This window comes from Variovorax stachyos (assembly GCF_051400855.1).
Lineage (GTDB): Bacteria > Pseudomonadota > Gammaproteobacteria > Burkholderiales > Burkholderiaceae_C > Variovorax.
Genome location: NZ_JBLFFN010000002.1, coordinates 278,658 through 292,710, shown reverse-complemented (window position 1 = coordinate 292,710; position 14,053 = coordinate 278,658). Strand labels below are relative to the sequence as shown.

The window sequence follows — 14,053 nt, the reverse complement described above, 5'->3', positions numbered from 1 at the left end:
GTGCTCTACTTGTTCGAGGGCGAAGCCCACCAGGTCGACACGGCCCAGGTGCCGGCGTCGTAGTACGGCGGCAGCATTTTGGGCAGCACGAACCGCCCTGGCCGATACCCGACCAGGAAGCTGTTGCTCGTCCATTGGGGGATCGAGTAGTAGCCGTGGGAGAGCACCCGGTCGAGCGCGCGCATGGCCGCGGACAGTTCAGGCCTCGTGGTGGCTTCCACCACCTTCTGCAGCAACGCATCGACCGCCGGATCGCGGATGCCCCAGATGTTTGCAGAGCCCGATGTGTCGGCCGCCTTGGAGCCGAAATAGTCGAACAGCTCACCTCCCGGTGCCGTGGTGCCGGGCTTGCGCAGGCTGCTGAATTCGAAGTCGAATTCGTCCATGCGCTGCTGGTAGAGCGAGCCGTCCACGTTGCGGATGGTGAACTCGATGCCCAGCTTGCGCATCGCGGCCTGCATGGGCAGCACCAGCCGGTTGCCCGATGGCTGCGCGTTCAGGTACTCGATGGTCATCGCCTCGCCCTTGGCGTTGCGCAGCGCGCCGTCGCGATAGGTCCAGCCGGCCTCGGCCAGCAAGGCGCGCGCCTTGCGCAGGTTTTCGCGCAAGCTGGAAGGCGGATCGGTGCTGGGCGGCACCGGCGCCGGGCCGAAGACCTCCGGCCGAAGCTGCTTGCGCAGCGGCTCGAGCAGCGCCAGCTCTTCCGGGCCAGGCAAGCCTTCTGCATGGAAGTCGCTGTTGGGAAAGTAACCCACGGCCCGCTTGTACAGGCCATAGAACATCTGCCGGTTGAGCCACTGGAAATCCATGGTCAGGCCCAATGCCTGACGCACCCGGATGTCCTGGAACTTCGGCTTTCGCAGATTGAAGATGTAGCCCTGGAAGTCGCCGGGGTTGCGGTTCTCGAAAGCCTGCTTCTTGAGCTCGCCGGTCTCGAATGGCTTGCCGTAGTACTGGCGTGCCCAGTTGCGCGAGATGAACTCGCGCATGAAGTCGAACTCGCCCGCCTTCAGTCCTTCGAAGCGCGCCGTTTCGTCGAGGTAGAGCTTGTAGGTGACGCGATCGAAGTTGAGCTGGCCCCTTCGCACCGCGAGATTCTTGCCCCAGTACTTGGGATCGCGCACATAGGTAATGTCGCGTCCCAAGCGCGCGCTCGCCGGCTGGTAGGGTCCGGACGCGATGGGCAGCTCGGCATTGATCTGGTCGAAAGGCTTGCCGCCTCCCCATGCGCGGCTGAAGACGGCCATGCCGCCGACCACCAGCGGGAGCTCCCGGTTCCCGCTCGCAAAATCGAAGCGCACGGTGCGCTCATCCAGCGCCTTCACGCCCTTCACTTCGGCATAGATGGTCTTGAACTGCGGCGCGGCCAGCTTGCCGGTCAAGGTCTCGAACGAATAGACCACATCGGCCGCAAGCACGGGCGTGCCGTCGTTGAAGCGCGCCTCGGGCCGGATCCTGAAGGTCGCCGAGCGCCTGTCCGGCGCCACTTCCACATCCTCGGCCAGCAGGCCGTAGGCCGTGGTGGGCTCCTCGTCGTTGCCGATGAGCAGGCTCTCGAACACCAGTTGCCCCAGGCCGGCGGGCGGGGTGCCTTTGAGGGTGAACGGGTTGAACTTGTCGAAGTTGGTGACGGCAATCGGAGGCACCATCCGCATCTCGCCACCCTTGGGCGCGTCGGGGTTCACGTACTCGAAGTGCGTGAAGCCCGGCGGATACTTGATGTCTCCGAACTGCGCATACGCATGGGCGGCCCACGAGGGGGCAGCCGAGAGCGCCAACACCAAGAGCAGCCAACCTCGCATGCGAGAATTCTGCCCAAGATTTTCACGAGGTCGCTTCATGGGCTTTCTTTCCGGCAAAAAATTCCTGATCACCGGTGTGCTGAGCAACCGCTCCATCGCCTACGGCATCGCCAAGGCCTGCCACGAGCAAGGGGCGGAACTCGCATTCAGCTACGTGGGCGAGCGCTTCAAGGACCGCATCACGGAGTTCGCCGCCGATTTCGGCTCCAAGCTGGTGTTCGACTGCGACGTCGGCGACGACGCCCAGATCGCCAAACTGTTCACCGACCTGTCGCAGACCTGGCCCAAGTTCGACGGCTTCGTGCACAGCATCGGCTTCGCGCCGCGCGAGGCGATCGCCGGCGATTTCCTCGAGGGCCTGTCGCGCGAGGGTTTCAAGGTGGCGCATGACATCAGCGCCTACAGCTTCCCGGCCATGGCCAAGGCGGCCCTGCCCTACCTCAACGACAAGTCGGCCCTGCTCACGCTCACGTACCTGGGCTCGGTGCGCGTGCTGCCCAACTACAACACCATGGGGCTCGCCAAGGCCTCGCTGGAGGCCTCGGTGCGCTACCTGGCCGAGTCGCTGGGTCCCAAGGGCATGCGCGTCAACGGCATCAGTGCCGGACCGATCAAGACGCTGGCGGCCAGCGGCATCAAGGGCTTCGGCAAGATCCTCTCGGTGGTGGCCGAGGTCTCGCCGATCCGCCGCAACGTCACCATCGAGGAAGTGGGCAACGTCGCCGCCTTCCTGCTGAGCGACCTGGCCAGCGGCGTGACCGCCGAGATCACCTACGTCGACGGCGGCTTCAGCCAGGTGGTGGGCGGCATCGCCGAATAGCCGCGCCGCTCGTAGCCATCTGCCGGCGGCGGGCCGGCCTGCATCAAGACAAGAAGATCTCTCAGGGAACAACACATGGATCGTCGAAAGCTACTGCTTCTCGGCCCGGCGCTTGCGCTGGCGCCCTTCGCGCCGGCGCATGCAGCCGCGTCGAAGCTCATGCTGGCCGATGTCTATCGCCGCGGCATGCCACTGGCGGACTACTGGGTCAGCGAGAAGTACGACGGAATGCGCGGCTACTGGGACGGCACACAACTCTGGACGCGCGGCGGCGAGCGCGTGGCCGCTCCCGCCTGGTTCACCGCAGCGCTGCCGGCGGTGCCGATGGACGGCGAACTGTGGGCAGGCCGAGGACGCTTCGCAGAGACGGTGTCCACGGTGCGGGACCAGGTGCCGAACGAGCCGGCATGGCGGAACATCCGCTTCATGGTCTTCGACCTGCCGGCCCAGCCCGGCGACTTCACGGCACGGCTGGCCGCGCTGCGCAAGCTCCTGCCGCTGAAGGACGCGCCCTGGGTCATGCCGGTGCCCCAGGCGCGGGCTGGCACGCACGAGGAACTGCAGGCGCTGCTCGACAAGACGATGCGCATGGGCGGCGAAGGCCTGATGCTGCATCGGGGTGCATCCCTCTACCGCGCGGAACGCTCGGCCGACCTGCTCAAGGTCAAGCCCTACGAGGACGCCGACGCCCGGGTGCTCGCACATGTACCGGGTCGCGGCCGGCACGCCGGGCGCATGGGCGCGCTGCTGGTCGAAACGCCCGAAGGCCGGCGCTTCAAGCTGGGCGGCGGCTTCAGCGACGCGCAGCGCGACCATCCTCCGGCCGTGGGAAGCTGGGTCAGCTATCGCTACAACGGCACGAACGCCGGCGGCCTGCCGAGGTTCGCGCGCTTCCTGCGGGTGCGCGGCGACCTCGCGTCCTCTTCCTAGCGCGGCCTTTCCCGGGAACCGCGCCGGCATCGGATGCGCCGGCTGCGCCGCTCAGCTCACGCGCACGCAGTCCGCGTAGTAGCGCTTCTTGCCCGTCTCGTCGAACCGGGCCACCAGGCCGTGGATATCGGTCTCGAAGCCCGGGCACTCGCTGTTGAACGCGCGCGCGAACTTGAGGTAGTCGACGATCTTCTTGTTGAAGACCTCGCCAGGGATCAGCAGCGGAATGCCCGGCGGGTACGGCGTGATCAGGCTGGTGGTGATGCGGCCCTCGAGCTGGTCGATCTCCACCCGCTCGGTCTTGCGGTGCGCGATGTGGGCGTAGGCGTCGCTGGGCTTCATCGCCGGCTCGAGGTCGCTCAGGTACATCTCGGTCGTGAGCCGTGCCACGTCGTGGCGCGCATAGAGCTCATGGACATGCTGGCAAAGGTCGCGCAGCCCCAGGCGCTCGTAGCCCGGGTGGCTCTGGCAGAACTCCGGCAGGATGCGCCACATCGGCTGGTTGCGCGCGTAGTCGTCCTTGAACTGCTGCAGCGCCGTGAGCAGCGTGTTCCAGCGGCCCTTCGTGATGCCGATGGTGAACATGATGAAGAAGCTGTAGAGCCCCGTCTTCTCGACGATCACGCCGTGCTCGGCCAGGAACTTGGTGACGATGCTGGCCGGAATGCCGGTGGGAGCGAACTTGCCGTTCAGGTCCAGGCCCGGCGTCACGATGGTCGACTTGATAGGGTCCAGCATGTTGAAGCCGTCGGCGAGCTTGCCGAAGCCGTGCCAGTTGCGTGCGCCGTTCCTGGCGTTGGGGCCGCTGCGCGACTCGCCCTGCATGATCCAGTCGCTGGCGCGCCCGATGCCTTCCTCCACCAGCTTCTCGGGGCCCCACACCTTGAACCACCATTCGTCCTTGCCGAACTCCTGCTCCACCTTGCGCATCGCGCGGCGGAAGTCCAGCGCCTCGAGGATGCTCTCTTCCACCAGCGCGGTGCCACCGGGCGGTTCCATCATCGCGGCGGCCACGTCGCAGCTGGCGATGATCGCGTACTGCGGGCTGGTCGACGAGTGCATCAGGTAGGCCTCGTTGAAGAGGTCGCGGTCGAGTGCGCGGTTCTGCGAGTCCTGCACCAGCACATGGCTGGCCTGGCTGATGCCGGCCAGCAGCTTGTGGGTGGACTGGGTCGCGAACACCAGCGACTCCTTGGGCCGGATGCGCCGCTTTCCCATCGCGTGGTAGGCGCCGTAGAAGGGGTGGAAAGCCGCGTGCGGCAGCCAGGCCTCGTCGAAGTGCAACGTGTCGACGTAGCCGTCGAGCATGCCCTTGATGGTCTCGGTGTTATAGATCACGCCGTCGTAGGTGGACTGGGTGAGCGTCATGACCCGCGGCTTGACCTTGTCGGCATCGACATGCGAGAGCAGCGGGTTGGCGCGGATCTTGTCCTTGATGGCCGCCGGCGTGAACTCGCTCTGCGGGATCGGGCCGATGATGCCGAAGTGGTTGCGCGTCGGCTTCATGAAGACGGGAATGGCGCCGGTCATGATGATCGCGTGCAGCACCGACTTGTGGCAGTTGCGGTCCACCACCACCACGTCGTCGGGCGCCACGGTGTGGTGCCACACCATCTTGTTGCTGGTGCTGGTGCCGTTGGTCACGAAGAAGCAGTGGTCGGCGTTGAAGATGCGCGCCGCGTTGCGCTCGCTGGCCGCCACCGGGCCGGTGTGGTCGAGCAGCTGGCCCAGTTCCTCCACCGCGTTGCAGACGTCGGCGCGCAGCATGTTCTCGCCGAAGAACTGGTGGAACATCTGGCCGACCGGGCTCTTCAGGAAGGCAACGCCTCCCGAATGGCCGGGACAGTGCCAGGAATAGGAGCCATCTTCCGCGTAATCGATCAGCGCCTTGAAGAACGGCGGCTGCACCCCTTCGAGGTAGGACTTGGCTTCCCGGATGATGTGGCGCGCCACGAATTCCGGCGTGTCCTCGAACATGTGAATGAAGCCGTGAAGCTCACGCAGGATGTCGTTCGGCAGATGGCGTGAGGTCTTCGTCTCGCCGTAGATGTAGATCGGCACGTCGGCGTTCTTGCGCCGCACCTCTTCGATGAAGTTGCGCAGGTTCAATACCGCCGGGTCCAGATCGGGGCCGGGGGTGAACTCCTCGTCGTCGATCGACAGGATGAAGGCGCTGGCGCGGCTCTGCTGCTGGGCGAACTGGCTCAGGTCGCCGTAGCTGGTGACGCCCAGCACCTCGAAGCCCTCGCTCTCGAAGGCCTGCGCCAGGGCGCGAATACTGAGTCCCGAGGTGTTCTCGGAGCGGAAGTCCTCGTCGATGATGACGATGGGAAAGCGGAATTTCATGGGGGCTCCGGGGGCGGGGACAAGCAAACAGGCGCGAAGTGTACGGAATTCAGATGAAGGAATCGCCGCCCTTTTGACACAGAATGTCGTGCCTTCACTTAGAGAGGAGTCGTGACATGGCGAGTTCCACCGTCTGGTGGCTGATTGCGGGGGGAGCCATCGTGCTGGAACTGCTGTCCGGCACCGTCTATCTGCTGCTGTTGAGTGCGGGTTTCGCGGCCGCGGCCGTCTCGGCGCATGCTGGCGCAGGGCTGGGCACCCAGTTGGTCGTGGCAGCGGTCGTCGGCGTCGGCGCGATGCTCGTCTGGCACGCGATTCGCCGCAAGCGCCCGGCCGAGCCGCCGGCCGCCGCCAATCGCGACATCAACCTGGACATCGGCGAGAGCATCTTTGTCGACGCCTGGAACCCCGACGGCACTGCCACCGTGCGCTACCGCGGGGCGCAATGGACCGTGGTGCCCCGCCCCGGCGCCGCGCCGGCCCCCGGCGAGCACCGGGTGGTCGAAGTCGTCGGCAGCCGACTGATCGTCGACAAGATCTGATACCCAAGCAACAAGCACAACGAGGAAGCATCTTCATGGAATTCACCGTCCCCCTGGTCCTGCTGGTCATCGCGATCATCGTCATCAGCCAGTCCATCAAGTTCGTGCCGCAGCAGAACGCCTGGGTGCGCGAGCGCCTGGGCAAGTACCACAACACGATGACGCCCGGCCCCAACTTCCTGATCCCCTTCATCGACAAGGTGGCCTACAAGCACAGCCTGAAGGAGATCCCGCTGGATGTGCCGAGCCAGATCTGCATCACCCGCGACAACACGCAGCTGCAGGTCGACGGCATCCTCTACTTCCAGGTCACCGATCCGATGCGCGCGAGCTACGGCTCGTCGAACTACATCGTGGCCGTGACGCAACTGGCGCAGACCTCGCTGCGCAGCGTGATCGGCAAGCTCGAGCTCGACAAGACCTTCGAGGAGCGCGACATCATCAACGCGCAGGTCGTGGCCGCCATCGACGAGGCGGCGCTGAATTGGGGGGTGAAGGTGCTGCGCTACGAGATCAAGGACCTGACGCCGCCGAAGGAGATCCTGCAGGCGATGCAGCGCCAGATCACGGCCGAGCGCGAGAAGCGCGCGCTGATCGCGGCCTCGGAAGGCCGCCGCCAGGAGCAGATCAACATCGCCACCGGTGAGCGCGAGGCCTTCATCGCCCGCTCCGAGGGCGAGAAGCAGGCCCAGATCAACAATGCCCAGGGCGAGGCCGCGGCCATCACGGCGGTGGCGGAGGCCACGGCCGGCGCCATCGAGCGCGTGGCCGCCGCCATCCGCCAGCCGGGCGGGGAGCAGGCCGTGCAGCTCAAGGTGGCGGAGCGCGCGGTCGATGCCTACGGCAAGGTCGCGGCCGACGCCAGCACCACCCTGATCGTCCCCAGCAACATGACCGAAACCGCCGCGCTCATCGCCTCGGCAATGCGCATGGTGCAGGCGGGGAAGACGTCGAGTACCGCCTGAGAAGGCCGCATCCCCGCTGCTACAATCGCGGGCTTCGGAGCGGTGGATGAGTGGTTTAAGTCGCACGCCTGGAAAGCGTGTGAGGGTTAATAGCCCTCCGCGGGTTCGAATCCCGCCTGCTCCGCCACTCGATAGTCAGAAAGCCCGCGAAAGCGGGCTTTCTGCTGATACGGGCCGATAGGACTTCAATCGCCCCGGCTGCCTCATTTTCGTGCGACTTATCCTACGTGACCGCGGGCCGGTTGGATGGGACCGCGAATGCTGCACCGCGTTAGGCTTTCGGTTTCAAAGGCTAGAAAGCGTATGACGCTCTCCACCTTCCTTGTCGAAGACAACAAGACGATCCGCGACAACCTGATTCCTGCTCTCGAGGACCTGGTCGGCGCACAGGTCGTCGGCTATGCCGACAGCGAAAACGAAGCGGCCACGTGGCTGGCCTCCCACGCCGGCGAGTGGCAGCTGGTGGTGGTCGACGTATTCCTCAAGCAGGGCTCGGGCCTCGGCGTGCTGAGAACCTGCAGGCAGCGCAGCGCGAGCCAGCGCGCGGTGGTCCTGAGCAACTACGTCAATGCCGACATCCGGGCACGCTGCACGGCATTGGGCGCAGACGCCGTTTTCGACAAGTCGAGGGAGCTCGAAGCCTTCTTCGACTACTGCAACGACGCCAGCCGCAGCACCATGTAAAAAGGGCCCCTGAGGGCCCTTTTTTTGCAGATGAAGCGGCTTGCCTCAGCTCGCGCCGCGCACCACGGCGATCTGCGTACGGGCGCCACCCTTGTAGGTGTAGATCGTCAGCGCGCCGTTCTTGATGTCGCCCTTCTCGTCGAAGGCGATCGGGCCGGTCACGCCCTTGTACTGGATCTTGCCGAGCTCGGGCAGGTACTTCTCGGGATCGGCAGAACCTGCCTTCACCATCGACTCTGCCAGCACGTTGACCGCGTCGTACACGTACGGGGCGTAGATCTGCACATCGACGCCGTTCTTGGCCTTGAACTTGGTCTTGAAGTCTTCCAGCGGCTGCTTGAAGTCGCCTTCGACGCCGCCCGCTTCCGCGCAGACCACCATTTCTTCGCCGATCGCATCGCCGGCCAGCTTGGCCAGCTCGCCGGTGCACAGGCCGTCGCCGCCCATGAACTTGACGTTCATGCCGAGCTGCTTGACCTGCTTGAGCATCGGGCCGCCGACGGCGTCCATGCCGCCGAAGAACAGCACGTCGGGCTTGGCGCCCTTGAGCTTGGTCAGGATGGCGTTGAAGTCGGTCGACTTGTCGGTGGTGAACTCGTGCCCGACGATCGTGCCGCCGGCGGCCTTGACGGCCTTCTCGAACTCTTCGGCGACGCCCTGGCCATAGGCCGTGCGGTCGTCGATCACGGCGATGTTCTTGCCCTTGAGCGTTTCGACCGCGTACTTGCCCAGCGTGCCGCCGAGCTGCGTGTCGTCAGCCACCACGCGGAAGGTCGTCTTGAAGCCCTGGCGGGTGTACTTGGGGTTGGTCGCCGAAGGCGAGATCTGCGGGATGCCTGCGTCGCTGTAGAGCTTGGAAGCCGGGATGGTGGTGCCCGAGTTCAGGTGGCCGACGATGCCGTTGACCTTGCTGTCCACCAGCTTCTGGGCGACCGCGGTGCCCTGCTTCGGATCGGCGGCGTCGTCCTCGGCCAGCAGCTCGAACTTGGCGACCTTGTCGCCGATCTTAAGGCCCTTGGCATTCAGGTCCTCGATGGCCATCCGGGCGCCGAATTCGTTGTCCTTGCCGAGGTGGGCGATCGCGCCACTGGTCGGGGCAACGTGACCGATCTTGACCACCAATGCATCGGCCGGAGGAGCCGCGGGTGCAGGCGCTGCCGCGGTGGGTGCCGGCGCAGTCGCCGGAGCCGCTGCTTCTTCCTTCTTGCCACAAGCCACGAGCGTGAGTGCCGCCAGCGTGACTGCAGTCCATTTCAATTGCATGAGGAACCTCCAATATTGGTGGATAAGAACACTAGATATACGGCCTTTTTGATCCGTGCGCGAACCCTCAGCAAGTTTCACGCCGCAGACCTTCAGCGCCTCGCGCCGTCGACCTGGCGCGCAGTGTAGCCCAAGGATCAGGGGCCCAAAGGTGGCGTTGACCCGGGGTTGTCGGACAGTTCCCGGGCCAGCGCTTCGCTCACCAGCTCGCGCAGCACCGTCTCGATTTCCTCGCGCAGGCGCGGGATCATGTTGTCGAGCTGTTGCTGGACGGCGGCCGACACGGTGTCGCTCAGGCGCTCCTCCAGCGAGAGGTCGACGCGTTGCAGCACGCGATGCAGCAATTGCTCCTCGACCCGGAAGGCGTCGGCCTCCGACTGCAGGGCCTGCGGGCCGAGCGCGACGGCCTTGGCGGGGTCGGCGGCGAGGGCCGGCTCGGGCGTCGGCGGGCTCAGGGGCGCCGACTCGGCTGGCACCTCGAGCACGGTGGTGAGCGTAGGCACGAAGCGTGGCGGGGTACGGGCGGACATCAGGCGGCGCTCCCGGCGAAGTCGTGGCGCTGGATCGCATAGCCGCGGTCGGCGTAGTGCCGCCAGCGCGTGCGGCCGGCCTGCCGGTCGGCGTCGTCGGCACTCACGATATCGATCAGGCGGTCGAAGCGTTCGAAGCCGCCGGGCACCGCGTGACCGAGGTTCACCAGCACCTGGCGGTGCGGGAGCGGCGCATCGCCGCTCTCGGCCAGAACCACCGGCGAGCGCGCCACCGTATCCGGCTCTCCATCGCTGCGGCAGTGGGCGATGAACTCCGCGGGCGCGAAGGTCCAGAGCGCGAGATCGACCGCTTCCAGCATCGGCGCATCGGCGACCACCACCACGCGCGCGCCGCGCGCGCCGACGGCCTTGCGCAGCAACCGGCAGGCGTAGTTCACCTTGTCGGGCGTGTTGAAGTGGAAGTCGATCTCGGTCATGGCAGTTACCGGGCCTTGGCGTGCTTGCGGGCCCTGCGCGGCACCGGCCGGGCGGCGCCCTGGCGGGCCCGCTCCAGCAGATAGGACAGCAGCAGGCCGACGGGCCGCCCGGTTGCGCCCTTGGCCGCACCGCTCTTCCATGCCGTGCCCGCGATGTCCAGGTGCGCCCATGGGAAATCGCCGGCGAAGCGCTGCAGGAACTTGGCCGCCGTGACCGCGCCGCCGGCCCGGCCTGCGACATTCGCCACGTCGGCGAAATTGGTCTTGAGGCCCTCGGCGTAGTCCTCGTCGAGCGGCATGCGCCAGCAGCGGTCCTGCGATGCCTCGCCGGCGGCCTGCAGCGCATCGGCCAGCCCGTCGTCGCTGGCGAAAAGGCCGCTGCGCACCCCGCCCAGCGCCACCACGCAGGCGCCGGTCAGCGTGGCGATGTCGACCACCACGGCCGGGTCGAAGCGCTTGGCGTAGGTCAGCGCGTCGCACAGGATCAGGCGCCCCTCTGCATCGGTGTTGAGGATCTCGATGGTCTGCCCGCTCATGCTGGTGATCACGTCGCCGGGCTTGATCGCGCGGCCGTCGTTCATGTTCTCGCAGGTCGGGATCAGCCCCACGACGTTGAGCGCGGGGCGGATGTCGCCGAGCGCGCGGAACACGCCCAGCACGCTGGCGGCGCCGCACATGTCGAACTTCATCTCGTCCATCTCGGCCGCCGGCTTGAGCGAGACGCCGCCGGTATCGAAGGTGATGCCCTTGCCCACCAGCACCACGGGCGCCTCGTCCTTGGGAGCTCCCTGGTAGCGCAGGACGATGAAACGCAGCGGCTCGGCCGAGCCCTGCGCAACCGCGCTGAACGCGCCCATGCCGAGCTTCTGGACCTCCTTCGGCCCCAGCACCTCGCACTTCACCTGCGGCAGCGAAGCGAGCTCCTGCGCTGCGTCGGCCAGCATCGTGGGGGTGCAGTGGTTGCCGGGGCGGTTGGCCCACTCCTTGGCCAGCTCGATGCCCGCGACCGTGGCCGCGGCCTCGTCGAATGCCCCCCGCAGCGCCGCCGCGTCCGCCACGCCGAAGCTCAGCTGGCGAATCGAGCGCGGCTCGGGCGTGGACTTGGTGGCGGTGTAGACGTAACTCGCGTCGGCCGCCGCGATCACCGCACTGCACAGTCCGGCGGCGTCGGTGGGCTGGGCGAAGACGATCGCCACCCGCTTGGGGTCCGCCGCCTTGGCCGCGGCGACGGCGGCGAGCACGCCGGTGCGCACCGAGGCGGGCTGGCCGTCGCCTACCGAGGCCAGCAGCACCCGCGGCGCTGCCACGCCAGGCGAGCGGTACAAGGCCAGCAGCTTGCCGGCCTTGTCGCCCAGGTCGCCCGCCTTGCGGGCGTCGGAGAGGAGCGTCGCGATCACATCCTTGGAGGGGGAGCTTCCGGCTGCGGCGAGCACGATGAGCGCATCGCATTTTTCGGTGGCAGCCTGGGTGGTGGAGAGGGTCTTGAGTTGAAAGTCCATAATCCTTTTTTTCCCTCGACGATGTTATTCCATTCCTCCATACGCAAGGAGCTGTCGCGCAGCTTCGGGGCCACGCTGGTCGTGCTCGTCACCATCGTGATGACCATGATGCTGATCCGCACGCTCGGCCTCGCGGCCAGGGGCAGCGTGAACCCCTCCGAGGTCTTCCTGGTGATGACCTACACGGTACTCGGCTACATGCCCACCATCCTGAGCCTCAGCCTGTTCGTCTCCATCGTGGGCACGCTGTCGCGCATGTACCGCGACAGCGAGATGGTGATCTGGTTCTCCAGCGGCCGCGGCCTGGCCGATTTCACGCCGCCGCTGTTCCGCTTCGCCTGGCCCATCCTGCTGCTGATCGCCGTGTTCGCCCTGGTCGGCTGGCCCTGGGCCAACTCGCAGACCCAGGGCATGCGCGAGCAGTACCAGCGCCGCAGCGACATCGAACGCGTGGCGCCCGGCGAGTTCCGCGAGTCGGCCGGACGCCTGCGGGTGTTCTTCATCGACAAGGACGCGCCCGACAGCGCCACGGCCAGCAATGTGTTCATCTCCTCGCTCGAGCGCAACATGCAGATCATCACCTCTGCGCAGAGCGGCCGCATCGAGACCATCGGTGAATCGCGCTACCTGATGCTGAGCAACGGTCAGCGGCTGGAACGACCGCTGCTGCCCGGCGAGCTCAAGATCAGCGAGTTCCGCAGCTACGGCGCCAAGGTCGGGAGCGACATCGATCCCTCCAACGGCGCCGCGCCCGTACGTGCCAAGACCACCCTGAACCTGATGCGCGAGCCCAGCCTGGCGAACAACGGCGAGCTGGCCTGGCGCATCGGCATGGTGCTCGCGGCCATCAACTTCGTGGTGCTGGCGCTGACCGTGTCGAGCGCGAATCCGCGCGTGGGCCGAAGCGGCAACCAGCTGTTCGCGCTGTGCGCCTTCGTCCTTTACTACAACCTGCTCAACCTCGGCCAGAACTGGGTCGGCACGGGCCGCTACAGCATGGGCGGCTTCATGCTGGCGCTGCATGGCGGCGCGCTGGCACTTGCCCTGCTCTGGCTCGCCAAGCGCCATTTCAACTGGAGCTGGCGCCCGTTCCCCGTCCGCCGCCGATTGCCGGCGAGTTCCGAAACGTGAAAACCATTCGCCGACTGATCTACGTCGAGGTGCTGAAGGCGGTGGCCTTCGTGACCCTGGGCTTCCTGAGCCTGTTCTTCTTCTTCGACTTCGTCGACGAGCTGCAGTCCATCGGCCAGCCCGGTACCCTGGGCTACGGCGCGGCCCAGGCGCTGATGTACGTCGCCCTGCTGATCCCGAGCCACCTCTACGAGCTGCTGCCGATTGCGGTGCTGATCGGCACCATCTTCGTGATGGCGCGGCTGGCGCAGAGCTCCGAGTACACGATCCTTCGCACCAGCGGGCTCGGCCCCTGGCGCGCGCTGCGCACCCTGCTCGTGCTGGGCCTCGGTTTCGTGTTCCTGACCTTCGCTGTGGGCGACTATGTCTCGCCGGCTTCCGACCGCACCGCCCAGCTGTTGAAGTCGCGCTACCAGGGCACCTTCTCGATGGTGGGCTACACCGGCGCGTGGCTCCGCGAAAAGCAGGGCGACAAGTCCTATGCCGTGAACGTGGCCTCCATCTCGCGCGACGGCACGCTGAAGGACCTGCGCATCTTCGAGTTCGGCGCGAAGGGCCTGCTGGTCTCGCACACCTCCGCCTCGCAGGCGCGCATCTCCGATGGCGCGTGGACGCTGATCGGCGTCGAACAGCAGCAGTACGACACGGGCAACGCCGACAAGGCCCGCGTCATCACCACGCACACCCCGGTCGTCAACTGGCCGAGTTCGCTCACCAACGAGATGGTGTCGGTGGCGCTGCTGCGGCCGGATCGCATGCGCACCATCGACCTGTTCGAATACATCCAGCACCTCGATGCCAACGGCCAGACCGCGCAGCGCTACGAGATCGAGTTCTGGCGCAAGGTCTTCTACCCGCTGTCGTGCCTGGTGATGGTGGTGCTCGCCCTGCCCTTCGCCTACCTGCATTTCCGCCAGGCCGGCATCACGGCCTACGTGTTCGGCGGCGTGATGATCGGCATCAGCTTCTTCCTGCTGAACAACGTGTTCGGCTACCTGGGCAACCTGAGCAATTGGTGGCCCTGGATCACCGCCGCCGCCCCCGGGCTGATCTATTCGGTGATGTCGCTGGCGGCCTTCACCTGGCTGGTGCTGCGGCGCTAGC

The 14,053-nt window shown here is 66.4% G+C and carries 13 protein-coding genes and 1 tRNA gene; 8 read left to right on the top strand and 6 right to left on the bottom strand.

Translation table 11 applies throughout. From position 1 onward, the window contains the following. Positions 1-5 precede the first annotated feature (5 nt). On the bottom strand, positions 6-1,802 hold the full coding sequence (locus tag ACMGEZ_RS04650) for an extracellular solute-binding protein (protein ID WP_436821079.1): 1,797 nt from the start codon (positions 1,800-1,802) through the stop codon (positions 6-8). 37 nt (positions 1,803-1,839) lie between these two features. Here ACMGEZ_RS04650 and fabI point away from each other — a divergent pair, with 37 nt between their 5' ends. Further along, a complete protein-coding gene (fabI, locus tag ACMGEZ_RS04645) occupies positions 1,840-2,622 on the top strand; it encodes an enoyl-ACP reductase FabI (protein WP_436821078.1) in 783 nt (260 codons plus the stop codon). Positions 2,623-2,697: 75 nt separating this feature from the next. After that, positions 2,698-3,552, top strand: a complete 855-nt coding sequence (locus ACMGEZ_RS04640) for a DNA ligase (RefSeq protein WP_436821077.1) — start codon at positions 2,698-2,700, stop codon at positions 3,550-3,552. 51 nt (positions 3,553-3,603) lie between these two features. Here the strand turns inward: ACMGEZ_RS04640 and ACMGEZ_RS04635 are convergent, their stop codons facing one another. After that, positions 3,604-5,898, bottom strand: coding sequence for an Orn/Lys/Arg family decarboxylase (locus tag ACMGEZ_RS04635; RefSeq protein ID WP_436821076.1), 2,295 nt, complete (start codon positions 5,896-5,898; stop codon positions 3,604-3,606). Positions 5,899-6,014: 116 nt separating this feature from the next. On the opposite strand from ACMGEZ_RS04635, the gene ACMGEZ_RS04630 reads away from it, so the two are divergent. From ACMGEZ_RS04630 to ACMGEZ_RS04615, 4 genes are all read left to right on the top strand, one after another. Next, positions 6,015-6,440: an NfeD family protein gene (locus ACMGEZ_RS04630; RefSeq protein ID WP_436821075.1), complete on the top strand. Its 426-nt coding sequence runs from the start codon at positions 6,015-6,017 to the stop codon at positions 6,438-6,440. A gap of 35 nt (positions 6,441-6,475) precedes the next feature. Then, a complete protein-coding gene (locus tag ACMGEZ_RS04625; RefSeq protein WP_436821074.1) occupies positions 6,476-7,405 on the top strand; it encodes an SPFH domain-containing protein in 930 nt (309 codons plus the stop codon). A 36-nt stretch (positions 7,406-7,441) separates the two neighbouring features. Beyond that, positions 7,442-7,532, top strand: a tRNA-Ser gene (locus tag ACMGEZ_RS04620). A gap of 176 nt (positions 7,533-7,708) precedes the next feature. Beyond that, complete coding sequence (locus tag ACMGEZ_RS04615; RefSeq protein WP_436821073.1) at positions 7,709-8,089, top strand: response regulator; 381 nt, start codon at positions 7,709-7,711, stop codon at positions 8,087-8,089. Positions 8,090-8,134: 45 nt separating this feature from the next. Here ACMGEZ_RS04615 and ACMGEZ_RS04610 read toward each other — a convergent pair whose 3' ends face one another. The 4 genes from ACMGEZ_RS04610 to ACMGEZ_RS04595 all read right to left on the bottom strand — a co-directional run bounded on the left by ACMGEZ_RS04610 (position 8,135) and on the right by ACMGEZ_RS04595 (position 11,818). Then, positions 8,135-9,352 (bottom strand): branched-chain amino acid ABC transporter substrate-binding protein, encoded by a 1,218-nt coding sequence (locus ACMGEZ_RS04610; protein WP_436821072.1) that lies wholly within the window; start codon positions 9,350-9,352, stop codon positions 8,135-8,137. A gap of 137 nt (positions 9,353-9,489) precedes the next feature. Beyond that, positions 9,490-9,882, bottom strand: coding sequence for a hypothetical protein (locus ACMGEZ_RS04605; protein WP_436821071.1), 393 nt, complete (start codon positions 9,880-9,882; stop codon positions 9,490-9,492). After that, positions 9,882-10,319, bottom strand: a complete 438-nt coding sequence (locus tag ACMGEZ_RS04600) for a DNA polymerase III subunit chi (RefSeq protein ID WP_436821070.1) — start codon at positions 10,317-10,319, stop codon at positions 9,882-9,884. Before ACMGEZ_RS04600 ends, ACMGEZ_RS04605 begins: the two co-directional genes overlap by 1 nt. Before the next feature lie 5 nt (positions 10,320-10,324). After that, on the bottom strand, positions 10,325-11,818 hold the full coding sequence (locus ACMGEZ_RS04595; protein WP_436821069.1) for a leucyl aminopeptidase: 1,494 nt from the start codon (positions 11,816-11,818) through the stop codon (positions 10,325-10,327). 21 nt (positions 11,819-11,839) lie between these two features. Between ACMGEZ_RS04595 and lptF the strand changes: the two genes are divergently transcribed. Further along, positions 11,840-12,949, top strand: coding sequence for an LPS export ABC transporter permease LptF (lptF, locus tag ACMGEZ_RS04590; RefSeq protein WP_436821068.1), 1,110 nt, complete (start codon positions 11,840-11,842; stop codon positions 12,947-12,949). Beyond that, complete coding sequence (gene lptG / locus ACMGEZ_RS04585) at positions 12,946-14,052, top strand: LPS export ABC transporter permease LptG (protein WP_436821067.1); 1,107 nt, start codon at positions 12,946-12,948, stop codon at positions 14,050-14,052. Before lptF ends, lptG begins: the two co-directional genes overlap by 4 nt. Position 14,053 lies beyond the last annotated feature (1 nt).